The organism is Bradyrhizobium sp. IC4059, from assembly GCF_020193615.1.
In the GTDB taxonomy this organism is placed as follows: domain Bacteria; phylum Pseudomonadota; class Alphaproteobacteria; order Rhizobiales; family Xanthobacteraceae; genus Bradyrhizobium; species Bradyrhizobium yuanmingense.
Genome location: NZ_JADYVH010000002.1, coordinates 618143 through 640515, shown reverse-complemented (window position 1 = coordinate 640515; position 22373 = coordinate 618143). Strand labels below are relative to the sequence as shown.

The 22373-nt window shown below is 64.9% G+C and carries 21 protein-coding genes; 15 read left to right on the top strand and 6 right to left on the bottom strand.

Translation table 11 applies throughout. From position 1 onward, the window contains the following. The first annotated feature begins 31 nt into the window (after positions 1 to 31). The 6 genes from accB (at position 32) to aat (ending at position 5879) form a co-directional block, all read left to right on the top strand. Entirely contained in the window at positions 32 to 520 is a 489-nt protein-coding gene (gene accB, locus I6F12_RS09050) for an acetyl-CoA carboxylase biotin carboxyl carrier protein (RefSeq protein WP_036000059.1), read from the top strand. 82 nt (positions 521 to 602) lie between these two features. Continuing rightward, on the top strand, positions 603 to 1961 hold the full coding sequence (gene accC / locus I6F12_RS09045) for an acetyl-CoA carboxylase biotin carboxylase subunit (protein ID WP_036022882.1): 1359 nt from the start codon (positions 603 to 605) through the stop codon (positions 1959 to 1961). Between the two features lie 106 nt (positions 1962 to 2067). Next, positions 2068 to 3594: a CHASE3 domain-containing protein gene (locus I6F12_RS09040; protein WP_225156006.1), complete on the top strand. Its 1527-nt coding sequence runs from the start codon at positions 2068 to 2070 to the stop codon at positions 3592 to 3594. Then, positions 3591 to 4031: a response regulator gene (locus I6F12_RS09035; protein WP_036000093.1), complete on the top strand. Its 441-nt coding sequence runs from the start codon at positions 3591 to 3593 to the stop codon at positions 4029 to 4031. Before I6F12_RS09040 ends, I6F12_RS09035 begins: the two co-directional genes overlap by 4 nt. Beyond that, complete coding sequence (locus I6F12_RS09030; RefSeq protein WP_225113972.1) at positions 4028 to 5143, top strand: histidine kinase dimerization/phosphoacceptor domain -containing protein; 1116 nt, start codon at positions 4028 to 4030, stop codon at positions 5141 to 5143. Before I6F12_RS09035 ends, I6F12_RS09030 begins: the two co-directional genes overlap by 4 nt. Before the next feature lie 55 nt (positions 5144 to 5198). After that, complete coding sequence (gene aat, locus I6F12_RS09025; protein WP_057029056.1) at positions 5199 to 5879, top strand: leucyl/phenylalanyl-tRNA--protein transferase; 681 nt, start codon at positions 5199 to 5201, stop codon at positions 5877 to 5879. Between the two features lie 12 nt (positions 5880 to 5891). Here aat and I6F12_RS09020 read toward each other — a convergent pair whose 3' ends face one another. Next, complete coding sequence (locus tag I6F12_RS09020) at positions 5892 to 6920, bottom strand: DUF2155 domain-containing protein (protein ID WP_036022878.1); 1029 nt, start codon at positions 6918 to 6920, stop codon at positions 5892 to 5894. 204 nt (positions 6921 to 7124) lie between these two features. On the opposite strand from I6F12_RS09020, the gene I6F12_RS09015 reads away from it, so the two are divergent. Continuing rightward, entirely contained in the window at positions 7125 to 8171 is a 1047-nt protein-coding gene (locus I6F12_RS09015; protein WP_225156005.1) for a Na+-dependent transporter, read from the top strand. Positions 8172 to 8209: 38 nt separating this feature from the next. Beyond that, on the top strand, positions 8210 to 8464 hold the full coding sequence (locus tag I6F12_RS09010) for a PepSY domain-containing protein (RefSeq protein WP_036000102.1): 255 nt from the start codon (positions 8210 to 8212) through the stop codon (positions 8462 to 8464). Between the two features lie 42 nt (positions 8465 to 8506). Here the strand turns inward: I6F12_RS09010 and I6F12_RS09005 are convergent, their stop codons facing one another. Continuing rightward, positions 8507 to 9403 carry a LysR family transcriptional regulator gene (locus tag I6F12_RS09005; RefSeq protein ID WP_345944147.1) on the bottom strand — a complete coding sequence of 299 codons (897 nt, stop codon included), beginning with the start codon at positions 9401 to 9403 and terminating at the stop codon, positions 8507 to 8509. Positions 9404 to 9501: 98 nt separating this feature from the next. Here I6F12_RS09005 and bla point away from each other — a divergent pair, with 98 nt between their 5' ends. Further along, positions 9502 to 10386, top strand: a complete 885-nt coding sequence (gene bla, locus I6F12_RS09000) for a class A beta-lactamase (protein WP_225156004.1) — start codon at positions 9502 to 9504, stop codon at positions 10384 to 10386. A gap of 67 nt (positions 10387 to 10453) precedes the next feature. Here the strand turns inward: bla and I6F12_RS08995 are convergent, their stop codons facing one another. After that, positions 10454 to 11392 (bottom strand): GlxA family transcriptional regulator, encoded by a 939-nt coding sequence (locus I6F12_RS08995; RefSeq protein ID WP_225156003.1) that lies wholly within the window; start codon positions 11390 to 11392, stop codon positions 10454 to 10456. Positions 11393 to 11496: 104 nt separating this feature from the next. Here I6F12_RS08995 and I6F12_RS08990 point away from each other — a divergent pair, with 104 nt between their 5' ends. After that, on the top strand, positions 11497 to 12183 hold the full coding sequence (locus tag I6F12_RS08990; RefSeq protein ID WP_225156002.1) for a DJ-1/PfpI family protein: 687 nt from the start codon (positions 11497 to 11499) through the stop codon (positions 12181 to 12183). A gap of 422 nt (positions 12184 to 12605) precedes the next feature. Here I6F12_RS08990 and I6F12_RS08985 read toward each other — a convergent pair whose 3' ends face one another. Beyond that, positions 12606 to 13013 carry an NADH:ubiquinone oxidoreductase subunit NDUFA12 gene (locus I6F12_RS08985; protein ID WP_036000111.1) on the bottom strand — a complete coding sequence of 136 codons (408 nt, stop codon included), beginning with the start codon at positions 13011 to 13013 and terminating at the stop codon, positions 12606 to 12608. Between the two features lie 240 nt (positions 13014 to 13253). Here I6F12_RS08985 and I6F12_RS08980 point away from each other — a divergent pair, with 240 nt between their 5' ends. The 3 genes from I6F12_RS08980 to I6F12_RS08970 all read left to right on the top strand — a co-directional run bounded on the left by I6F12_RS08980 (position 13254) and on the right by I6F12_RS08970 (position 16883). Beyond that, positions 13254 to 13967, top strand: a complete 714-nt coding sequence (locus I6F12_RS08980; RefSeq protein WP_225113967.1) for a BA14K family protein — start codon at positions 13254 to 13256, stop codon at positions 13965 to 13967. Between the two features lie 238 nt (positions 13968 to 14205). Further along, entirely contained in the window at positions 14206 to 14628 is a 423-nt protein-coding gene (locus tag I6F12_RS08975; RefSeq protein WP_036022871.1) for a response regulator, read from the top strand. Further along, the gene (locus I6F12_RS08970) at positions 14625 to 16883 is read left to right on the top strand and encodes a CHASE3 domain-containing protein (RefSeq protein ID WP_225156001.1); all 2259 of its coding nucleotides are present in this window, start codon (positions 14625 to 14627) and stop codon (positions 16881 to 16883) included. Before I6F12_RS08975 ends, I6F12_RS08970 begins: the two co-directional genes overlap by 4 nt. 21 nt (positions 16884 to 16904) lie before the next feature. Here I6F12_RS08970 and I6F12_RS08965 read toward each other — a convergent pair whose 3' ends face one another. Then, positions 16905 to 18185 carry a malonyl-CoA decarboxylase family protein gene (locus I6F12_RS08965; protein WP_225156000.1) on the bottom strand — a complete coding sequence of 427 codons (1281 nt, stop codon included), beginning with the start codon at positions 18183 to 18185 and terminating at the stop codon, positions 16905 to 16907. Between the two features lie 12 nt (positions 18186 to 18197). Further along, positions 18198 to 19844: a malonate decarboxylase subunit alpha gene (mdcA, locus tag I6F12_RS08960; protein WP_225155999.1), complete on the bottom strand. Its 1647-nt coding sequence runs from the start codon at positions 19842 to 19844 to the stop codon at positions 18198 to 18200. 81 nt (positions 19845 to 19925) lie between these two features. Here mdcA and I6F12_RS08955 point away from each other — a divergent pair, with 81 nt between their 5' ends. Both I6F12_RS08955 and I6F12_RS08950 read left to right on the top strand, forming a co-directional pair. Next, on the top strand, positions 19926 to 20816 hold the full coding sequence (locus I6F12_RS08955) for a LysR substrate-binding domain-containing protein (RefSeq protein ID WP_225155998.1): 891 nt from the start codon (positions 19926 to 19928) through the stop codon (positions 20814 to 20816). Between the two features lie 584 nt (positions 20817 to 21400). Then, positions 21401 to 22372 (top strand): ABC transporter substrate-binding protein, encoded by a 972-nt coding sequence (locus I6F12_RS08950; RefSeq protein ID WP_225141768.1) that lies wholly within the window; start codon positions 21401 to 21403, stop codon positions 22370 to 22372. The last annotated feature ends 1 nt before the right edge of the window (position 22373 follow it).

Below are 22373 nucleotides of genomic sequence, written 5' to 3'. Positions count from 1 at the left end.
CCCTTTCAACAGAACATTCGGATCAAACAACATGGCGCGCCAGCCAGACGACAAAGCAGCCGCAAAGTTTTCCAGCGAGGATTCCGCGCTCGTCCGCGAGCTGGCACTTCTGCTCGATGAGACCAGCCTCACCGAGATCGAGATCGAGCGGGCGGGTCTGCGCCTGCGCGTCGCCCGCAACATCAGCGTTGCCGCGACCATGCCGATGCAAGTGACGGCTCCTCCGGCCGCCCTGCCGCTGGCAGCAAGCCCCGCAGCCCCTGCCGCGGCCGATCTGTCGAAGCATCCCGGCGCCGTGACCTCGCCGATGGTCGGCACGGCCTATTGGGCGCCGGAGCCGGGCGCAAAGCCGTTCATCGACGTCGGCACCAAGGTCTCGGTCGGCCAGACCCTGCTGATCATCGAAGCCATGAAGACGATGAACCAGATCCCCTCGCCGCGCGCGGGCACGGTGACGCAGATCCTGGTCGAGGATGGCCAGCCGGTCGAGTACGGCGAGCCGCTGGTGATCATTGAGTGACGCGAATGGGGAATAGCGAATAGCGAATGGCGTCAGCCTTCCCTACTCGCCATTCGCCACTCGCCATTCGCTGCAGGACAACATGTTCGACAAGATCCTCATAGCCAACCGCGGCGAGATCGCCCTTCGCATCCTCAGGGCCTGCAAGGAGCTCGGGATCGCCACCGTCGCCGTGCACTCCACCGCCGACGCCGATGCCATGCATGTGCGGCTGTCGGACGAGAGCGTCTGCATCGGGCCGCCGGCGTCCAAGGACAGCTATCTCAACGTGCCCGCCCTGCTCGCGGCCTGCGAGATCACCGGCGCCGATGCCGTGCATCCCGGTTACGGCTTCCTCTCCGAGAACGCGCGCTTTGCGGAAATCCTCGCCGAGCACAATCTGCACTTCATCGGTCCGAAGGCCGAGCACATCCGCCTGATGGGCGACAAGATCGAGGCCAAGAAGACCGCCAAGCGCCTCGGCATCCCCGTGGTGCCCGGCTCGGACGGCGCCGTCGGTCCCGACGACGATGCGATGGCGATCGCCAGGAAGATCGGCTTCCCCGTGCTGGTGAAGGCGGCGGCGGGCGGCGGCGGCCGCGGCATGAAAGTCGCGCACAGCGAGGCCGACCTCCAGGTCGCCTTATCGACGGCGGCCAACGAGGCCAAATCCGCCTTTGGCGATGCTTCCGTCTATCTGGAAAAATACCTGCAGAAGCCGCGCCACATCGAGATCCAAATCCTCGGCGACGGCCGCGGCGGCGCGATCCATCTCGGCGAGCGCGACTGCTCGCTGCAGCGCCGCCACCAGAAGGTCTGGGAGGAAGGCCCCTCGCCCGTGCTTGCTGCCGCCGCGCGCGCCAAGATCGGCGAGACCTGCGCGAAAGCGATGCGCGAGATGAAATATCTCGGTGTCGGCACCATCGAATTCCTGTTCGAGGACGGCGAGTTCTACTTCATCGAGATGAACACCCGCATCCAGGTGGAGCATCCCGTCACCGAGAGCATCACCGACATCGACCTCGTGCTGGAGCAGATCCGCATCGCCGCCGGCGGCGACCTGCCGGCCAGGCAGGACGAGGTCCAGGTCATCGGCCATGCGATCGAGTGCCGCATCAACGCTGAGAATCCGCAGACCTTCCGCCCCTCGCCCGGCCGGATCCTGCAATATCATCCGCCCGGCGGCCTCGGGGTGCGGATCGATTCCGCCGTCTACCAGGGCTACACGATCCCGCCCTATTACGACTCCCTCGTTGGCAAGCTGATCGTGCACGGCAAGACCCGCGCCGAATGCCTGATGCGGCTGCGCCGCGCCTTGGATGAGATGGTGGTCGAGGGCATCGAGACCACGCTGCCGCTGTTCCGCGCGCTGGTGCGCGAAGCCGACATCATCAACGGCGACTACCACATCCACTGGCTGGAGCAGTACCTGGCCGGCAAGGTGGAACCAGCGCCGCGATAATCACGTCCTCTCAAGGAACCCCTTGCCTCCAATCGCGTTCTAGACGGTTGGGGCCAGTTCCAAGGGGGCGTTTTGAACTCCATTGCCTGCAGACAGGTGAACCGTCGTGACGGCTGAAGGCCAGCGACGGCGCGCATTCTGGCAGATCCTGCTGTTCGCGGCGGGCCTTTTGGTGCTGACCGTGATCAGCGCCGGTTCCGTCTATCTCGTCAACAAGGCGCGGGAGGACAGCAAATGGGTGGTTCACACCATCGAGGTGGAGAACCAGATCAATGCCCTGCTGCTGGAGATCCGACGTGCAGAGAGCGGCGCTCGTGGCTACCTGTTGACCGGGGAAGACAACTTCAGGACTGACCATGAAAAGGCCGTGGCCGCCATCATCCCGGCCCTCGACAAGCTCACCCGCCAGAGCGTCGACAATCCGGGGCAACGCGAGAATGTCGAGAAGCTGAGCGCGGCGATCGAAACCCGGCTCAACCAGTTCGCGCAGGAAATGGCCTTCATTCGGCAAGGCCAGCCGGACAAGGCCACGGCACTGGTGCGTGAGCTGGCAGCCCAGGACGCCACGGCGAGGATCGCCAGCGTCGCCAACACGATGATGCGGGAGGAGGAGCGGCTGTTCCGCCTCCGCACGGCCAACTCCGACCGCAGCCAGACCCTGGCCGCCTCGATGACCGGTATCGGATCCGGCCTGGTTGTGGTGCTGGCGCTGATCTCGATCTGGCTGGTGCGGCGTTCGACACGCGAACGCGATGCGGCCGAAGCGCGCCTGCGCGAGGCCTACGCCAACCTCGAGACCGTCGTCGACGAGCGCACGGCGGATCTGCGCGAAGCCAACGACGAGATCCAGCGCTTTGCCTATATCGTCAGCCACGATCTGCGCTCGCCGCTCGTTAACATCATGGGCTTCACGAGCGAGCTCGATGAGCTCGGCGGCGACATCTTCCGCCGCATCGGCAGCCTCTCGCACGCCCCTGCGGAAGGAGCGCCGCTCGCGCCCGCCGCGCCGGGCGAGATCGCGCTCGAAGGCGCCGACAAGCAGCTGCAGGAGGATTTCTCCGAAGCGCTCGGCTTCATCAAATCGTCGATCGCCAAGATGGACCGGCTGATCTCGGCCATCCTCAACCTCACCCGCGAGGGCCGGCGCGAATTCCAGCCGGTGAAGGTCGACACGCGCGAGCTGATCGAGGCCATCGTGACGACGCTGGCGCACCAGGCCGCCGAGGCGCAGGCCGAGATTCACGTCGAGCCCCTGCCGGACCTCGTGAGCGACCGTCTCGCTCTCGAGCAAATTTTCTCCAACCTGATCGACAATGCCATCAAATATCTCAAGCCCGGCGTGCCCGGCGAGATCAGAATCCGCGGGCGGACCAAGCTCGGCTACGCTATCTTCGAGGTCAGCGACAACGGCCGCGGCATCGATCCCAAGGACCACCAGCGGATATTCGACCTGTTCCGCCGCGCGGGAACCCAGGACAAGCCCGGCCAGGGCATTGGTCTTGCCCATGTGCGTGCACTTGTGCGTCGCCTCGGCGGCACCATGTCGGTATCATCGGAACTCAACACGGGCAGCACCTTCACGATCACGCTGCCGATCGCCTGGAACGTGAGCAACCGGAACAGAGATCGATGACCCAGCCTGTCACCATCATCATGGTCGAGGACGACGAGGGCCATGCCCGTCTGATCGAGCGCAATATCCGCCGCTCGGGCGTCAACAACGAGATCGTCTCCTTCACCACCGGGACCGACGCCATGCGGCACCTGTTCGGCGCCGACGGCTCCGGGCTGGTGCAGAAGGGCAACGCGCTCCTGATCCTGCTCGACCTCAACCTCCCCGACATGACCGGGATCGACATCCTGAAGCAGATCAAGGAGAACAAGTACCTGAAGGCCTCGCCCGTGGTGGTGCTGACCACCACCGACGATTCCCAGGAGATCAAGCGCTGCTACGAGCTCGGCTGCAACGTCTACATCACCAAGCCCGTCAACTACGAGAATTTCGCCAACGCCATCCGGCAGCTCGGTCTGTTCTTCTCGGTCATCCAGGTCCCGCCCGCCGCCACATGAACCAGCGCACGCCGACACTGCTCTACATTGACGACGACGGGGCGCTGGCGCGCCTGGTCGATCGCGGCCTGACGCGGCGCGGCTTCCGGGTCGTCCATGCCGCGAGCGGCGAGGAAGGGCTCGAGCACATCCGCCGCGCCGCCGCCCAGAACAGCACCGAAGGCGGCATCGACGTCGTCGCGCTCGATCAGTACATGCCGGGCCTCGACGGGCTCGAGACGCTCGAGCAGATCATGGCGATCCCGGACGCGCCGCCCGTCGTGTTCGTGACCGCCTCGCAGGATTCCAGCATTGCGGTGACGGCGCTCAAGGCGGGAGCGGCCGACTATCTGGTCAAGGACGTCCAGGGCGACTTCATCCCGCTCCTCCACGTCGCGGCCGAAGGCGCGCTGCGCCAGGCCGAGCTGCAACGGGCGCGCGAGGAAGCCGAGGCCGAGATCCACGCCTCGCGCGACCGCTACGCGGCGCTCGCCGCCGAACGCGAGCTCCTGCTGCGCGAGGTCAACCACCGCGTCGGCAACTCGCTCCAGATCATCGCCTCGCTGCTGCACCTGCAGGCAAGCTCCGCCGCACAGGACGAGGTCAAGGCGGCGCTGACCAACGCGATGGGCCGCGTCGCCGCGGTGGCGCAGGTGCACCGCCGCCTCTACACCTCGCAGGACCTCAAGAGCGTGGTCCTCAATCAATATCTGGACTCGCTGCTCGAGGATCTCAGGCGGTCGGCCGAAGGCAACCGCATGTCGCGCCTGACGCTGAAGGCCGAGCCGATCGAGATCGATCCGGACCGTGCGGTCGCCGTCGGCATCATCGTCAACGAGCTGGTGATGAATGCGGTGAAATACGCCTACCCCGACGGCGCCGGCCCGATCCATGTCGAGCTGATCTCGCAAGGCGATGACCTCCTGCTCTCGATCACCGACGACGGCGTCGGCGACAACGCCAAGGCCGATCCGCGCTCCACCGGCATGGGCCAGCGCATCGTCGCGGCCATGGCCACCAAGCTCGACGCCGCGGTCGAGCGCGATCCCGCGCATTCCGGAACCCGGGTTGTGCTGAAGTTCGGCCGCATGCCCGCAAGCGTCGGCAAGACCAGCACCGCTGCCGCCAGCTGAGCGGTCCGGCCGCACCCATCGCAACTGCATTGCGATCCTGCTATGATGGCAAGCCATGACTTCGCGCGACTCCGCCCCGTCTGAAATCACGCCGGCCGTGCTGCTGCGCGCTTATGCCTGCGGCATCTTTCCGATGGCGGAAAGCGCCGACGATCCGACCCTGTTCTGGGTCGAGCCGGAGCTGCGCGGCGTCATCCCGCTCGACGGCTTCCGCGTGGCCTCGCGGCTCGCGCGCACGGTGCGCTCGGATCAGTTTCGCGTCACCGTCAACACCGCATTCAAGGCGACCATCGCCGGCTGCGCGGCGCCGCAAGTGGGCCGCGAGGACACCTGGATCAACAAGCGCATCCGCGACCTCTATGGCGGGCTGTTCGAGCTCGGCCATTGCCACAGCGTCGAAGCCTGGCAGGGCGACGAGCTCGTCGGCGGTCTCTACGGCGTCAGCCTGGGGCGGGCCTTCTTCGGCGAGAGCATGTTCCACAATGTGCGCGATGCCTCGAAGGTCGCGCTGGTGCATCTGGTCGCGCGGCTCATTCACGGCGGCTTCGAGCTGCTCGACACCCAATATGTCACCGAGCACCTGAAGAGCTTCGGCGCCGTCGAGATCTCGCGGCGACGCTATACTGCGCTGCTCGACAAGGCGCTGGCGGGCGAGCCCGGCGATTTCCTGAAGCTCTCCGCCGGCGAAGCGATCCCGGGCGCAAGCGCCCTCGAGATCATCGCTTCGCGGCAATAACAAACAGCTCGGTTAGCGGCCAAATCCGGGGATGCCGAACAGGCCTGGGCGCTGCTCCGGTGGTGGCGGCGGCGGCGGTGCCGGTTGCTGCTGCTGGATCGGCGGCAGCGGCTGCGGCGGGCGCTGCTGCACCTGCTTGGGCGCGGCCTTCTTCTGCGTGGGCGGCGGTGGCGGCGGCTTGGCCGCGGCCGGATCCGGTGCCGCCGTCGCCACGGTCTGCTGCGGCTCTTTGCAGTCGGTCAGCCAGATGTCGTAGATCGGATGCTCGACGCCGTGCAGGCCGGGGCTCGCCGCGTACATCCAGCCCGAGAAGATCCGCTTCACCTCGCCCTGCAAGGTGATCTCGTCGACCTCGACGAAGGCGTCGGTGTTGGCCGCTTCAGTCGCCGGACGCGTGTAGCAGGCGTTGGTCTTGACGCGGAGCGCACCGAACTGGACGGTCTCGCCGATCTCCTCGTCGAAATTGATGATGCGCCCGGTGATCTTGTCGAGGCCGGAGAAGGTCGCCTTCTTGTTCACGATCTTCTGGGCCGGCGGCTCCGTCACGACCTCGTCGCCCGGCTGGAGGCTGGCCGGCGTCTGCGGCACGCCGCCCTTCTGCTGGGGCTGCCGCTGACCGGGCGCTCCGGGAGCGCCTTGCGGACCCGGCGGAGTGATCGCGGCCGAGGGCGGCTGGTTCGGCGGCGCGAGGGTCGAGCCCGGCGGCGGTGCTAGGGGCTGGGTCTCGACCGGCCCGGGCATCACGTTGCCCTGCCGGCCCGGAGGCGGCGGCATCGGGCGCGACGGCAGCACCCGGCCCTGCGGCGGCAGCTCCGGCACCTCTTCGTCGTCCTCGGGCATCTGCTGCGGCTGGGGCTGGCCGCGCGGAATGCTGCCGGGCGGCCGCAGCGGCGGCGGATCGGAGAAGATCGTGCCGATCTGCGCACTTGCCGGCGTCGCAGCCGTCAGTGCGGTGGCGGCCAAAAGCGCCGCAAGACCGGTCAGGGAAAAGGTTTTGAACATTTCGCGCGGCTTCAACAGCGAATCGGGCTCGTTGGACATTCTACAGGGGATACCGCCGCTCGCAGGCCTTCCGGTTAACACGCCGAATACGGCGGGGGAAGGGCGGCATCCCTGCCCTTCCCGGCCCGGTCTGGCCAGGCCGGCTCCCGGATGGGATAGTCCTGAGCCCCTCGCCGGGGCACCCCCATGGCCGAAGGCGAGCATGCCCTCCAAAGCGCTACGCAGCCGATAATACCGACAGAAATGCCCTCCCTCCTCGAAGCCGTCCTCGCCCTTCCCCTGCGTGCCCTCGGCTGGCTTGGTGGCCAGGGCACACGCGCGGTGGCGGCGATTGCCTTCATCGCGGTCGCGGTGCCGCCGCTCGGCGCGCTGCTGCGCCCCTACGTCACCGAGGCGATCTTCCTTCTGCTCTGCATCTCCTTCATGCGCGTCGATCTCGGCGCGCTGTACGGACATCTGCGCCGGCCGGCGCTGGTCGCGGCCGCCACCGCCTGGACCACGATCGGCGTGCCGCTAATCTTCGCCCTCGCTGCCCACGCGACGGGGCTCTCCACGAGCTCTCCAGGCCTTGCTCTCGCGCTGATGCTCCAGGGCATGGCCTCGCCGATGATGGCGGCGCCAGCGCTTGCCGCGCTGATGGGCCTCGATGCCGCGCTGGTGCTGGTCACGCTGGTGACCTCGACCGCGCTCGTGCCATTCACCGCCTCGCTGTACGCGAGCCTGTTTCTCGGCGGCATGCTCAGCATCTCTCCGATGACGCTCGGCTTGAAGCTGCTCGGCATCCTCGCCGCATCACTGGTGACCGCCACGATCATCCGCCGTCTGGTGGGCAGTGATGCAATCCAGCGCCACAAGCGGCCGATCGACGGCCTCAACATCATCATACTCTTGGTGTTCGCCTCCGCAGTGATGGGCGACGTCGCAACCGAGTTTCTCGCCGATCCGCTGTTCACGATCGCCGTCGCGCTGCTCGCTTTTGCGGTCTACTTCACCCTCCTCGCCGCAACCACGCTGATCTTCCGACGTGCCGGCACCGAGCGCGCGTTCGCGCTCGGCCTGATGGTGTCACAGCGCAATCTGGGCCTGATGCTGGCGGCCACCGCCGGCGCGCTGCCGGCGACGACCTGGCTCTATTTCGCGCTGACGCAGTTTCCGATTCACTTTGCGCCGTACATGCTGATGCCGATCGCAAGGCGCCTGACGGCACGCACGAATGGGTCCAGCGAGGCAAAAAAGGCCGAAGTTCACTCGTTTGTGTCACAGGAGCGCCGTGAAGGAACAACAATCTAAGGTGGCCGTTCAAGGTCTGTTACCCAAAGGAGGTCGCGATGAGGTTTGCCGTGATTTTGGTTCTCGGCTCGCTCGCGCTGGGCTCGGCCGCGAGAGCCGATCGACCCGGCCCCGACTGGATGCCGATGCAACAAGTGATAGCCAAGATCCTGGAGGCGGGCTATTCCGAGGTCACCAAGCTTGAAGCCGACGATGGCCGGTGGGAGGGCGAAGGCATCAAGAACGGCCAGAAGATGGAATTCCGTGCCGATCCCAAAACCGGCGCCATCGTGAGCGAGAAGCCGGACAAGTGAGCATCGCCGCAGTCCGCTTGAGCAAGGCGGACTGCGCCAAGCTCATTTGAACTCCATCCTCTTGCGTTCGGCCAATATCCACTGCCGGAATGCCTGCATCGCGTGCGTGTGCCGCTTTGATTTGAGGGACGTGAGCCAGTACGATCCGAGATTGACGCGAGTTTTGTAGGGACAAGCAAGGCGCTTCCGGGCGACCTCCTCCCGGAACAAGATGACCGGCAAAAGTGCGACCCCGCCTCCTCGAGCTGCAGCATGCGCCAACGAAATCGATGAATCGAACATCGGGCCCGTCATGCGGGGCTGACTGCATTTCGCTGCCTCGAACCACTGCGTCCACTCGCCGGATCGGTAGGAACGCAGCAGCACCTCTTGATGGAGATCAATCGGGTCTTTGAGACGCTTCGCTATCGTTGGCGTGCACATCGGAGTGAAGAGAGCATCGACCAAACGCTCTGCGTTGGTACCGTGCCAGGCGCCGTCGCCGAATCGAATGGCGAAGTCCAGGCCCTCGGCGCCGAGGTCGACACGATTGTTGTTCGCAAGGATCCTGATATCGACCTGCGGGTGGCTCGAGGTGAAAGCCTGGAGGCGAGGAACGAGCCAGCCTGCTGCGAAGGTTCCGACGACGCCGATCATCAGCGTCTCCCGCATGCGGCCATTTTCGAAACGGTCCAGCACCTGGTTGATGCGGCCGAAAGCATCGGAAATGGCAGGCAACAGCGTCTCGCCTTCCTCTGTCAGGACAAGCCCGCGCGTGAGCCGCCTGAACAGCTCCACACGCAGGCTTCGCTCCAGAGTTCGCACCTGCTGGCTCACAGCGGCTTGCGATACGCGAAGTTCCAAACCGGCTTTGGTGAAGCTGAGGTGACGCGCTGCCGCCTCGAAGGCACGCAGCGCGTTCAGCGGAAGATTGGAAATCCTGGGAGGTCGGCGGGCCACGTCTGATCCAAGTTTTACTTATGGTTGGCCTTACGAAGCATCGTTTGTCAATCGCGGCAGCACGCAGCAAAAAAGCGCACGTTTAATGGGAGTTCACGATGCTAACGCGACGTCAGTTCGGATCATCCACACTTGTGCTCGCAGGACATTTCTTCCTCTCGAAAATCTCGAGCGCTTCGACACTCGAAACAACACGACTGTTGGAGGCCTTCAGACAACTTGAAAAGAAAAGCGGCGGTCGGCTCGGCGTCGCCGTGCTCGACACGCAAACCGGAGCATCGATGCATCACAGGGGAGACGAACGATTTCCGATGTGCAGCACCTTCAAGGTGCTTGCGTCCGCAGCGATATTGAAGAGGCTGGGAGACAAGCTGGACGGCCTCGATCAGCGCGTTCGCATCGAACAATCCGACATCGTCGAAAATTCGCCGATCACCCGTGAGCATGTCGGACCGGAAGGCATGTCGCTGCGCGAGCTCTGCGAGGCCGCCATTACGAGGAGCGACAACACGGCGGGGAATCTGCTTCTCAGGAACATAGGAGGCACCGCCGGCTTGACCGCCTTCGCGCGCAGCCTCGGTGATGACGTGACCCGATTGGACCGCATCGAAACCGAGTTGAACGAAGCTGCGCCCGGCGATGTTCGCGACACGACGAGCCCAAACGCGATGGCTGAGAATTACAGGCGTCTGGTGCTGGGCAACGTGCTCCCGCCGGCGGCTCGGGAGCAGCTGTCCAAATGGATGATCGCGAACAAGACCGGAGACAGCCGATTGCGCGCTGGTTTGCCGCAGGGCTGGCGCGTGGGCGACAAGACTGGAACGGGCGGCCACGCCACCAACAACGACGTCGCGATCGCATGGCCGCCTCAGCGCTCGGCGCTCATCGTTGCAGTTTATCTCACGGGCGCCTCTGTCGATTTCGGCGCCCAGAATGAGGTGATCGCTTCCGTTGGACGAGAGGTCGGCAAGGAATTCGGTTGACCGCGCAAGCTGACGTTCGCACCGAAGCCCGGCAGGGCCCTTCGAGTGGAGGCTGGTGCCGGGCGCCCTACCCCGCCCGCGCCGCGCGCCGCAGCGCCTGCGGCGGCTGGCCATAGGCGCGGATGAAGGCACGCCGCATGCGCTCGGGGTCGCGGAAGCCGGTCACCTCCGCCACGCGCTCGATCGCCTCGCGCGAGGACTGCACGCGCTCGCGCGCGACTTCGAGCCTGAGCCGCTCGATCGCCTTGGACGGTGTCGTGCCGGTCTCGGCGGCAAAGGCGCGGGCAAAATGCCGCGCGCTCATGCCGGCGCGATCGGCGAGATCCTCCACCGTCAGCGGCGCGTCGAGATTTTCGCGTGCCCAGGACAAGAGCGTGCCGAAGCGTCCGTTTGGCGCCTTCAATTCCAGCAGCGACGAGAACTGCGACTGGCCGCCGCTGCGGCGATGGTACAGAACGAGCTGCCGCGCAGTTGCCTGCGCGATCTCCTCGCCGTGGTCCTCGGTGACCATAGCCAGCGCGAGGTCGATCCCTGCGGTGATACCTGCGGAGGTCCACACATTGCCGTCGCGGGTGAAAATCTGGTCCGGCTCGAACTTCACCTTGGGAAACCGCGCGATGAAATCGCGCGTCCGTCCCCAATGCGTGGTGGCGCGGCGGCCGTCGAGAAGCCCCGCCTCGGCGAGCACGAAGGCGCCCGAGCAGACGCTCGCGACCCGCACGCCGCGCCTTGCAAGCCGCTGCACGAAGGCCCGCGTGATCTGACAGCGCCCAGCTTCCGCGACGCCCATGCCACCGGCGACGACGAGCGTCGTGATCGCGTTCGCGGTCTTGAAGTCGCGCGCCATCATCTCGACGCCGGACGAGCTGCGCACCAGCCCCGGTTTGGCGGCCAGCACGCGGATGGCTGGCACCTTGTCGAGGCAGCGCGCTGCGATCTCGAACGCCGAGATCGGACCTGCCGCATCGAGCAGCTGGAAGTCCGGGAAGATCAGGATGCCGATCATGGGCCAAGCCGTAACGTATGTCCGAAACCGAGGGAATTATGCCATTTCGGACAGAAGGGCACCATGCCATTCTGCCGGCGTCAAGCGCATTATCGGAGGCTCCCATGTTGTCACCGCTCCAGATCGGAATCCTGGTATTTCCGCGCGTCACCCAGCTCGACTTCACCGGCCCCTTGCAGGTGTTCGCCATGGTCCCGGACGCAAAGCTGCACCTGATCTGGAAGCGGATCGAGCCGGTGCCGAGCGATTCCGTCCTGACGCTGACGCCGACCACGACCTTTGCGGATTGCCCCCAGCTCGATGTCATCTGCGTGCCGGGCGGCCAGGGCACCAACGACCTTCTCAACGACGAGGACGTACTCGCATTCCTGCGCAAGCAGGCGGCAGGCGCCAAGTACGTCACCTCGGTCTGCACGGGATCGCTGGCCCTCGGCGCCGCCGGCCTTCTGAAGGGCTACCGCGCCGCCACCCATTGGAGCGCAATGGAGATGCTCGCGCAGTTCGGCGCGACACCGACGAAGACCCGCGTCTGCGTCGATCGCAACCGCATCACCGGCGGCGGCGTCACCGCTGGCATCGATTTCGCGCTGACGCTGGTCTCGATCTTGGTCGATCGCACCATGGCCGAAGCGATCCAGCTGCAGATGGAATACAATCCAGCCCCGCCGTTCAATGCGGGCTCACCCGACACCGCGCCGGCCGAAGTGCTGGCGCTGCTGAGGGAGCGCGGCGCGCAAAACCAGGCGCGGCGGCTCGAGGCGGTGAAGCGCGCGGCCGAGCGGGTGGCGTAAAGGATCGGGCTTGCTCTTGTGCCCCGGACGCAGCGCAGCGCTGCACGCTGCACCGCGTCCGGGACACGCGAGGCGAACAACGGCAGAAAAAGGCCGCTCGGTTTCCCGAGCGGCCTTTCCTGTCTCACGGTGGCTGCACATTCACATCGGGCGATGTCGGAGCTTCCAGACCGGGGGCCTATCTCCCGATCGAGTCCTTCCTCGGCGGCCGCTGCATCTCGGGACAGTCGCGAACTGTTGCCCGAACCGAACGCGATGGTCTCCCATCTCCGTAAGATGGGATCATTGAGCCGCATCGCCCGCCTCGCGGCAACACCTGCGCAGGCGACATCCCCGCTGTTCCCGTTGTCCACAGCGGCGCGGCGCGGATGCATGTGCATCCGCTTTGGACGATGGTGATTCGTGGGTCGGCCGAAAGGGGCTTAGCCGGGCGTCCAGGGCTGATAGTCGCCGGTCGCCTTGGGACGCCTGCCGCTGGCGAGCGTCGAGCCGGAGGGCCGATAGGCCTTCGCCGTGCCGGTGAGATTCGGCTGGTGCGGTTTTTCCCACTCGCGCGGCTGATAATTGATCTCGGTCGGCGGCTTGTCGACGACGTGGTGGATCCAGCCATGCCAGGACGGTGGAATCCGGCTCGCTTCCGCGTAGCCGTTATAGATCACCCAGCGCCGCTCGAAGCCGAGCGCCGGATCGATCGCCCCGCCCCGCGTGCGGTAGTAACGGTTGCCCTGCTCGTCCTCCCCGACCAGCTCGCCATACCGCTTGGTCCAGAGCTGGGTGCCAAAGGTCTGGCCATTCCACCAGGTGAAGAACTTGAGGAAGAATTGTTTCATGCGGCAAGGGCCCTGCTTCGTGGGGTCCTGATGCCATCCGGGGGCCGAAATGTCCAGTTCGGCAGGCGCGTCGGCGCCCCCGCAAATCCGCCTGCCGCGCACGCCCCTGCCGCAAAGCCGACGCGATTCATTCATGCCCGGTACAGCGGCGGGACCTGAGGCTCCATGCGCGCGCAAACCGGCGTGATTCCAGGAACCCCCGCGCTTTCTCAGGGTTGCTTTCCGGGAAAGGAGTTTACCATGAACAGTCTGAAATTGTTGAGTGCCGCTGCGACGGTGGCGTTGGTTCTTCCCTTGGCGAGCCCGAGCTTTGCGCAGCAGAGTCGTGCCGCCGCGGTCGGAGCGGGCGGTGGTGCGGCGATCGGTGGCGGAGGTGCCGCGGTCGGTGGCGGAGGCGGCGGCTTCGGTGGCGGCGCCCGCATGGGCGGCGGCGGCGCCGCGTTCCAGGGCGGCGGCGGCGGTTTCGGGGGCGGAGCCGCGATGCGCCCGAGCGGTGGCAATTTCGCAGGCGGTGGCGCGGTCCGTCCGGGCGGTGGCAGTTTCGTCGGGGGCGCGGCAGACCGTGCCGCTATCTCGCCGAGCTTCAGTGGGACCCGTAGCGCTGCAGTTGCGGGCAACTGGCAGGGCGGCAGCGGCAATTGGCAGGGCGGCAGCGGCAACTGGAGCGGTCGTCACTGGCACGGTCGCCACCACCATCATCATCGCCACGGCGGCTTCTGGCCGGGCTTTGCGGCTGGCGCCGCGATCGGCGGCCTCGGCTCCTACGCCTATTACGGCAGCGGCTACGGCTATTACGATGATCCCTACTACTACGGCTACTATGACGAGCCGTCGGTTGCCGTAGTGCAGGATGGCGGCGGCGACGCCGCTTATTGCGCGCGGCGCTTCAAATCTTACGACCCGGCCTCGGGCACCTATCTCGGCTACGACGGCCGGCGGCATCCTTGCCCGTAAGCAGATCGCGAAGACTAGAGGCGAAAGGCGTCGCAGCAATGCGGCGCCTTTTTTGCAATCGGCGCCTTCCTCGCTCCTTTCGGCTCCATCACCCTCGCAGATAAATAAAAATCGATGCAAATGGACCTTTATGCACCAAACCGTGCATATCCTGCGCGATCCAATCGCAAATTGACCGGACCCACGATTCGCGGATATCACAAACCACAGTGGGGACTTCGATCTTCTGGGAAGTGTCATGCCGCGTATTCTCGTGGTTGATGACGATCCGATGGTCGGCGCGACCATCGAGGTCCTCCTCCAACGTCAGGGCTTCGACGTCACGCTGACCGACGGCGGCGAAACAGGACTGGCTGCGCTGGAATCGCAAGCCTTCGACGTCATGCTGGTCGACATCTTCATGCCGCATATGCGCGGCTTCGAATCCATCCGCATCTTTCACGAGCGCGCCCCTGCCACGCCGCTGATCGCGATGTCAGGCTATGCCTTCGCCTCGTCCGCCTCGCCCTCTCCCGATTTTCTCCGCATGGCGCTTGAGCTGGGCGCAACGCGCTGCCTGCGCAAGCCGTTCACGCCGGAAGCGCTGCTGACCACGATCCGGGAATGCCTTGCCGGCGCGGGCGAGAGCGCGCCGCCGAAGGACCAGAAAGAAGCCCCTTGATTCCAACGCAGCGCGTCATTCTCGGTGTTGGACTTGCCATCCTCCTGATCATCACCGCGGCCTCGATCGCCCTCGACGTCAAGTCGCGGTCCGACGCGGCGTCGGTGAACCACACCGTCCAGGTGCAAAAGAAGATCTCCGATCTGCGCGTGCTGCTGCGCCGGGCCGAGAGCGCCGCGCGCGGCTACGAGCTCTATCGCAGCCAGGGCTTCAGCGACGAGTTCCAGGCGGTGCACGCCAAGCTCGCGCCGGCCCTCGCCGAGCTCAAGCGCGACGTGCGCGACACCCCCGATCAGGTCGCCCTGCTTGAGGGCACCGAGCCGCTGGCGCTGCGCCGGATCGAGATCGCCGCCACCGCGATGCGCCTGCGGGCCGCCAACGACCAGGCCGGCATTGCCGCGCTCAACAGCAAGGCCGAGGGCCGCGGCCTCATGGACACGGTGATGCGCAATCTCGACCGCCTGAGCGCGGAGGAAGAACGCCTGCTCGCCGCCCGCTCCCAGGATTCGCGCCGCACCGGCATCGTGCTGCTCGGCATCGACGTCGCCGGCGCCGTGTTGATCCTGCTCCTGGTCGCATTGGTGATGCGCGAAAGCCGCCGCACGACGGGTGAGCTCCAGAGCTCGCTCGAGCAGACCCAAGCCGCCAAGGCGGCGCTCGAGGCGGCGGTGGCCGAACGCACCGAGCACCTCGTCGCCGCGCATGACGAATTGCGCCTGTCGGTCAACGTGCTCCAGAGCACGTTTCGCAGCATGGCGGAGGCGGTGCTGGTCATCGACGCCGAGGGCACCGTGCTGCTGTCCAATCCGGCCGCCGAGCGCATGCTGCTGCATCGCACCGGCATGAACGTCGGCAATCTGCGCGCGCTGTCCGACGTGTTTCACGGCGACGGCGTCACGCCGCTTCCGGCCGACGAGCTGCCATCGACGCGCGTGCTGCGCGGCGAGCAGTTCGAAGAGCTGGAGATGATCGTCCGCCCGCACAGCGGCAACCCGCCGCGCCATCTCATGGTCAGCGGCCGGCCAATGCGGGACGGGCAAGGCAACATCTCCGGCGCGGTGCTGGTCTATCACGATGCGACGACCTCGCGCGAGACCGAGCGGCAGTTGCACCAGTCGCAGAAGCTGGATGCGATCGGCAAGCTGACCGGCGGCGTCGCGCACGACTTCAACAACATGCTCACGGTCATCTCCGGCAACACCGAGACGCTGGTGGAGCGCCTGAAGGACCAGCCCGAGCTGCAGCGCACGGCCCGGCTGATCGACGATGCCGCCGAACGCTGCGCCGAGCTGATCCAGCACCTCTTGGCATTCGCGCGCCGGCAGCCGCTCGAGCCGCGCAACGTCGACATCAACGCCGCGATCTCGGACATCGCAAAGCTCCTGCGCCCCACCCTCGGCGAGCAGATCCAGATCGAGACCGTGCTGGAACAGGGGCCGATGACGACGCATATCGATCCGTCCAGGCTCACCAACGCCGTGCTCAACATGGCGATCAACGCCCGCGACGCCATGCCGGGCGGCGGCAAGTTGCTGCTGGAGACCCACCGCGTCGTGCTCGACGAGGCCTATGCGCAGGCCAATGCCGACGTGGCAGCGGGCCCCTACATCATGCTCGCGGTCAGCGACACCGGCACCGGCATGCCCCCTGACGTGCAGCAGAAGGCGTTCGAGCCCTTCTTCACCACCAAGGAGGTCGGCAAGGGATCCGGCCTCGGCCTCTCCATGGTCTACGGCTTCGTCAAGCAATCCGGCGGCCACATCAAGATCTACAGCGAGGAAGGCCACGGCACCACGATCAAGCTCTATCTGCCGCCGGGCGAAGGCGCCGCGGACATCGCAACCGGCGTCACGCCGACGGCCGAAGGCGGCGCCGAGACCATTTTCGTGGTCGAGGACGATCCGCTGGTCCGCAACTTCGTCACCGCGCAGCTCCAGAGCCTTGGCTACAAGACGGTCGCCTCCCCCGACGGCAAGGCGGCGCTGGACCTGATCGAGGCCGGCCAGAGCTTCGACCTGCTGTTCACCGACGTCGTCATCCCCGGCGGCATGAGCGGCCGCGAGCTCGCCGAAGAGGTGGCAAGGCGCCGGCCGGGCGTGAAGGTGCTCTACACCTCCGGCTACACCGACAACGCCATCGTCCATCACGGCAAGCTGGACGACGGCGTGCTGCTGCTGACCAAGCCCTATCGGCGCAACCAGCTCGCCGAGATGATCCGCAAGGCGCTGAACGGCGGCGGGATGGCGCCGAGCTAGCGCAACGAACTTGATCGCGGCTCAGTCGGTGATGTGCAGTAGAGCATCAACATCGGGCGAACGGACGATAGTGCCGTCGCGTACAAATGCTTCGTGATTGGTCTCAATGGTGTTGTGGTCATAAAGATAGTTGACCATGATCCCGAAGGATTCTTGAATCGCACGCAGAGCGGTATTGCCGAGCCAATTGATGCGTTCGAGCCGTGCGCCGTTGCCGAGGTGAAAACGCGCCACGGGGTCGATGCGTATCGAGGGCTTCCGTGTCAGATAGCTAGCGCAGAGCCGCAGCAAGGGCACGCGCAGCTTCTCGCTCTGCGCCGGGTCATTCCACCAGCTATCGCTCTCCAGTTGCGATAACAGCGCCACATCGGGATCACTTGCATTTGCAAGCCGATTAGCGAGCCATTGCCGAAATCCCGGTACCGGAGATAGGGTGGAAAAACGCTTCAGCTGCGGAAACTCCGACTGCAGCTCTTCAACGACCTGCTTGATCAGGAAATTGCCGAACGCCACGCCGCGCAGGCCGTCCTGACAATTGGAGATCGAGTAGAAGATCGCGGTGTCGGCGCGCGCGGCGCGCTGCTGCGCGATGGCTTCACCGTCGTCCTGCGACAACAACGGCTGCACGGCCGTGGCCAGTCCTTCCACCAAAGCAACCTCGACGAAAATCAGTGGCTCGCCTGGAAGTGCGGGATGAAAGAAGCCAAAGCAGCGCCGATCGGGTGCAAGGCGCCGGCGCAGGTCGTCCCAGCCCTTGATTTCGTGCACGGCTTCGTAGGCGATCAGCTTTTCCAGCACCGCGGCCGGTGTCTGCCAGTCGATGCGCCGCAACTCGATGAAGCCGCGGTTGAACCATGAGGCGAACAAATGCTTGAGATCCGCGTCGAGCAACTTCAGTTCGGGGTCAGTGCGCATGTATGAAGCAATTTCGCTGCGAATCGCGATCAGCGCGCTGATCCCGCCGGGTGCCATGTTGATTCGCCGCAGCAGTTCCTGGCGCGGCGGCTCGGCAGCACGCGCGAGTGCGGCCGCGGCTTCTGCGGTGCCTTCGGCGAGGTAGCGCTGCGCCGCCGCGCGCAAAGCCGGACCGTGAGGATGGAATTCCGTGGCGAGATAGCGCTGAAAGCAGCGGCGATCGTTGTCGTCGAGTGCACCAAGCATCTCGCGCAATTGCCGCGCGACCAGCGCTCCTGAGGCCTGGCTGCGCTCGGAGAGCAGCGATGCTGCGAGCTGCTTCGCGCGATCGAGGGGCGGCATTGTCGTGCTGGATGGATCGTTGAAAGTTTGGCGGATTGCGGACATGACTATTCCTCCTCAAGCTTGGGCGGTGACGGCGCGGCGGAACTTGGCCGGTGGCGCGTAGAGTCCGCTCGAGGCGGCCACGAGGTCATCGATCGTCTTGGCGGCGAGCAGATCGCGCGTCGCCGTGCCGACGTCGATGCCAAGGTCTGCCGGAAACATCACGATGCCGCGACGGCGGAGGCTCTCGGTTGTGTCAGGCGATTGGCGCTTGCCAAATTCGGTGTCGCCGGCGATCGCGCGCAATGCCGCCTCGCGATCTTGTGGTGATTGGCAGCGCAAGAGGTTCGCCACGGCCTTCTCGGTGATGACATGGCTCACGTCGTCGCCATAGATCATCACCGGCGGCAATGCGAAGCCGGCGGAGGCGGCCAGATCGAACGCGTCCAGACGCTCGACAAAACTGGGCGTGCCGTTTGGCTGATGGGTCTGCACCATCTGCACCACAAGCTTGCGCCCGCGTAAGGGATCGCCTGCTTCCTGACCGGCGCGAAGCCAGGTGGGGCTGTCGTGGCGACGACCGCGTGCATCCGCGCCCATGTTCGGCGCACCGCCGAAGCCTGCGATCCGGTCTTTTGTGGCCGTCGAACTGTTGCCTCGCGCGTCGATTTGCAGCGTGGCCCCAACAAACATGTCGCAGGCATATTGTCCGGCGACCTGCGCCAGTGCCCGGTTCGACCGCAGGCTGCCGTCGGCGCCGATCGGGAATATATCGGCGTGCTTTGCGACGTAGCGCTCCATACCGAGCTCGGAGCCGAAGCAATAGACGCCGTCGACGAAGCCGGCTTCGATCGCCGGGATCAGGGTCGGGTGCGGGTTGAGCACGAATTGGCTCGCGATCTTGCCCTTCAGGCCACGCCGGGCGGCAAATGTCGGGAGGATCAGCTCGATCGCCGCGGTGGCGTAACCGATGCCGTGATTGAGCCGCCGGACCTCAAATGGCTCATAGACCGCAGCAATCGCCATCATCGCCATCAGCACGTTCTCGTCCCTTACTTTGGCGGGGTCGCGCGTGAACAGAGGCTCGATCGCGTAAGGCTTTGGGCTCGGTATGACGAAATCGACCCAGTCGCCGGGGACGTCTACTCGCGGCAACCGGTCAACGATCTCGTTGACTTGCGCCACGACAATGCCGCCGCGAAAGGCCGCGGATTCGGCGATGGTCGGCGTGTCTTCGGTGTTGGGACCGGTGTAGAGATTGCCGTTGCGGTCGGCCTTGTCGGCGACGATCAGCGCCACGTGCGGCGTCAGGTCCACCAACATCCGAGCATAGAGCTCGAGATAGGTATGGATTGCGCCGATCTTCACCGTGCCGATGCCGACCAGTTCGGCGAGCTTGCGGCTCTGCGGACCTGCGAAGGCAAAATCGAGCCGATTGGCGACACCGCGCTCGAACACGGCGAGATGATCGGGCAGCGCCAGCACCGACTGCACCATGTGCAGATCGTGAATCTGCGCCGGATCCACGCTCGTCAGGGCGGCGGCAAGAAAATCGGCCTGCTTCTGATTGTCGCCCTCGATGGCAACGCGGTCGCCCGGCTCGATGATCGCTTCGAGCAACTCGGTCGCGCGCTCGGCAGGGCAGAGCTTTTCAGAGCAGATCGTGGCGGCCCGAGCTAGCCTCGCGGAGCGATCCGCTCCCGGTCGTGATGTGGCGTGCATGATGAACCTCCTTCGCCCGACGCTGTCTTCGATGCAGAAGTTAGGTGACCAGTATTGATTATAGAAACGATATTTTGTAATATGATTGATTATGAATTTGGATCAATCGGCATGCTGGAATTCGAGCTTTTGCGTTCCTTTGTTGCTGTCGCGGATTGCGGCGGCTTCCACCGCGCCGCCGAACGGCTCAATCTGACGCAGTCGACCATCAGCCAGCAGGTCAAGCGATTGGAGCTTGAAACCAAACGTCCGCTGTTCCGGCGCACGACCCGCAGCGTCGCGCTGACCGACGATGGAGAGATGCTGCTGGGTGACGCCCGTCGTCTGTTGCAACTCGAGGAGGCGGCCCGCCATCGTCTGTCAGCGCCGCGTTTGTCAGGAGCCGTGCGTCTTGGAGTGGTCGAGGAAGTCGCCGGCGGCTCGCTGCCATCGGCGCTGGGACGCTTCGCCATGTTGCACGCGAGCGTGAAGCTCGAGGTGCAGATCGGCGTTAGTGCGGAATTGATCGAGCAGTTGAACAAGGGACGACTCGACGTCGTGTTCGCTAAGCGTCCGCTCGGTACGTCGCGTGGGCGCCTGGTCTGGCGCGAACCCATGGTCTGGGCCGCCGCCGACGCGTTTGATCTGGTTCCGGGCGCGGTGCTGCCGCTGGCGCTCTATCGCGAGCGGTCAGTATCGCGTGAGGCAGCGCTCGCCGCGCTAAATGACAGCGAACTGACGTGGGAGATCATCTATACCAGCCCCAGCCTGACAGGTGTGCGCGCGGCGGCGCTCGCTGGTCTCGCCATCACGCCGCTTCCCGCGAGCGCGGTCATTGCAGGTTTGCGCATTCTGGGATTGCAAGAGGGGCTGCCGCGCCTTCCTGACCTTGAGTTCGCAATCTATGAGAAAGCCCGGCCCGAAAAGGCCGCGGCGGCGCTGGCCGCAGCGCTTCTGGCACTTGGGCAATCGCCAGCGCGCCCGACGATTTAGCGCCATATGTTCCGTTGCGGGTCCAAACCCCAGGGTACAGATTGGTTCATCTCGCAATGATGAGGATCCGTCAGGCGGTATTGAGCGCATCGGTCTCATGACGGCTCTGGGTCACAAGCAGTGATGCTCTGGCAGATCAGAATATCTCCGCTCGTCCCTCAGGAGCGAACATTGCCTTTATGAGTACACCCCCTAGCCCGTATGAGTACACGCGCTAGCCCGTGAGTTGCCGAGGGCGCTGCAGTCACCCAATCTGTGAGGTCGTGGGCACTGGCTCAGGATGTGAGTTCCAACTGTCCTTTTGAGGCCATAGCTAGCCCGGATCCGCGCTGGAGGTGTTCGGACACCGCGCGATGCAACGCGTAAGGCCGTTTTGGTCTTAACCGGGCCGGTCTCAAGTAAAAATCAAGCGCATCTCAAGGACAAATCGTCTCGCCAGCCCAGTCTCTGAGCATGCTCACGAGGACAAATGTCGGAGCCGGTGGCGCGACAGTCCGCTTGCGGAGCGCAACAGTCATCAGACGCACAGCTAGGATCTTGGTCTGCGGCCGGAACTGCAAGGCCCAGTTTCGACAGGTGCTCGCATGAAAAGAAGAGAGTTCATCTTGTTGATCGGTGGAGGACTGGCCTGGCCTGCGATCGCACGGGCGCAGGGCGGAGCCAAGCTGCATCGAATCTTCTGGGTCTCGACTGAGTCCGAACCGGATCCCTTCCTGGACGGCTTTCGCGATGGAATGCGCGCCCTGGGATATGTCGAAGGCAAGACCGTAACCTTCGAGACGCATTATGCCCCTGGAAATCCGCAGGCACTGCGCAAGATCGTCTCCGAGTTGCAGCGAGGGGATGTCGACCTTGTGGTCTCGAGCGGTCCGGCGACACGCGGCATGACTGCAATCACCGACATCCCAGTGCTGTTTGCATTGAGCGGCGACCCCGTCGCTTTGGGTGTGGTGAAGAGCCTTGCTCACCCCGGCACCAATTTCACCGGCAGCACATTCCTGTCGCTCGAGCTGGCAGGAAAGCGCGTTGAGCTGCTCAAGGACATTTATCCAAAGCTGCGAAAACTGGCGGTCCTCTCGAACACGGATCATCCGGGAGAGCCGCTGGAATGGCGTGCGACGTTGGAGTCGTGCCGAAATCTTGGGATAGAGGCAGCCTACGTTCCGTTCTGCGGCGCGCGCGAAATCGAGAATGGGTTGAAGGCTGCCGGCAAGGTGGACGCGGATGCTCTCCTCGTGTTTCCCGATGCTGTGACGCTGGTGCATCGTGCGAAGATTGCGGAGCTTGCAATTGCGCACCGGCTGCCTTCGATGTTTGGCTGGTCTGAATATTGTGACGCTGGAGGTCTCTTGAGTTACGGCGCAAACCAGCGCACGACCTATTTTCGGCTTGCCACTTATGCCGATCGCATCCTGCGCGGTGAATATCCGTCAGATCTTCCGGTGATGCGTCCCGAGAAGTTTGAACTGGCAATCAATATGAAGACAGCCAGGCTTCTGGGTATCAAGCTGGATGTGTCGTCGATCCTGTTTCGCGCCAGCAAGGTGATCTCCTGAG

What these genes read in the sequence shown, in the direction of transcription:
- mdcA (WP_225155999.1), bottom strand. Translation starts at nt 19,844, where the DNA reads ATGCACGCCACATCACGACCGGGAGCGGATCGCTCCGCGAGGCTAGCT.
- I6F12_RS09020 (WP_036022878.1), bottom strand. Translation starts at nt 6,920, where the DNA reads ATGTCCAACGAGCCCGATTCGCTGTTGAAGCCGCGCGAAATGTTCAAA.
- I6F12_RS08990 (WP_225156002.1), top strand. Translation starts at nt 11,497, where the DNA reads ATGTTGTCACCGCTCCAGATCGGAATCCTGGTATTTCCGCGCGTCACC.
- I6F12_RS08955 (WP_225155998.1), top strand. Translation starts at nt 19,926, where the DNA reads ATGATTGATTATGAATTTGGATCAATCGGCATGCTGGAATTCGAGCTT.
- I6F12_RS08995 (WP_225156003.1), bottom strand. Translation starts at nt 11,392, where the DNA reads ATGATCGGCATCCTGATCTTCCCGGACTTCCAGCTGCTCGATGCGGCA.
- I6F12_RS08980 (WP_225113967.1), top strand. Translation starts at nt 13,254, where the DNA reads ATGAACAGTCTGAAATTGTTGAGTGCCGCTGCGACGGTGGCGTTGGTT.
- I6F12_RS08965 (WP_225156000.1), bottom strand. Translation starts at nt 18,185, where the DNA reads ATGTCCGCAATCCGCCAAACTTTCAACGATCCATCCAGCACGACAATG.
- bla (WP_225156004.1), top strand. Translation starts at nt 9,502, where the DNA reads ATGCTAACGCGACGTCAGTTCGGATCATCCACACTTGTGCTCGCAGGA.
- accC (WP_036022882.1), top strand. Translation starts at nt 603, where the DNA reads ATGTTCGACAAGATCCTCATAGCCAACCGCGGCGAGATCGCCCTTCGC.
- I6F12_RS08985 (WP_036000111.1), bottom strand. Translation starts at nt 13,013, where the DNA reads ATGAAACAATTCTTCCTCAAGTTCTTCACCTGGTGGAATGGCCAGACC.
- aat (WP_057029056.1), top strand. Translation starts at nt 5,199, where the DNA reads ATGACTTCGCGCGACTCCGCCCCGTCTGAAATCACGCCGGCCGTGCTG.
- I6F12_RS09015 (WP_225156005.1), top strand. Translation starts at nt 7,125, where the DNA reads ATGCCCTCCCTCCTCGAAGCCGTCCTCGCCCTTCCCCTGCGTGCCCTC.
- I6F12_RS08950 (WP_225141768.1), top strand. Translation starts at nt 21,401, where the DNA reads ATGAAAAGAAGAGAGTTCATCTTGTTGATCGGTGGAGGACTGGCCTGG.
- I6F12_RS09010 (WP_036000102.1), top strand. Translation starts at nt 8,210, where the DNA reads ATGAGGTTTGCCGTGATTTTGGTTCTCGGCTCGCTCGCGCTGGGCTCG.
- I6F12_RS09030 (WP_225113972.1), top strand. Translation starts at nt 4,028, where the DNA reads ATGAACCAGCGCACGCCGACACTGCTCTACATTGACGACGACGGGGCG.
- accB (WP_036000059.1), top strand. Translation starts at nt 32, where the DNA reads ATGGCGCGCCAGCCAGACGACAAAGCAGCCGCAAAGTTTTCCAGCGAG.
- I6F12_RS08975 (WP_036022871.1), top strand. Translation starts at nt 14,206, where the DNA reads ATGCCGCGTATTCTCGTGGTTGATGACGATCCGATGGTCGGCGCGACC.
- I6F12_RS09035 (WP_036000093.1), top strand. Translation starts at nt 3,591, where the DNA reads ATGACCCAGCCTGTCACCATCATCATGGTCGAGGACGACGAGGGCCAT.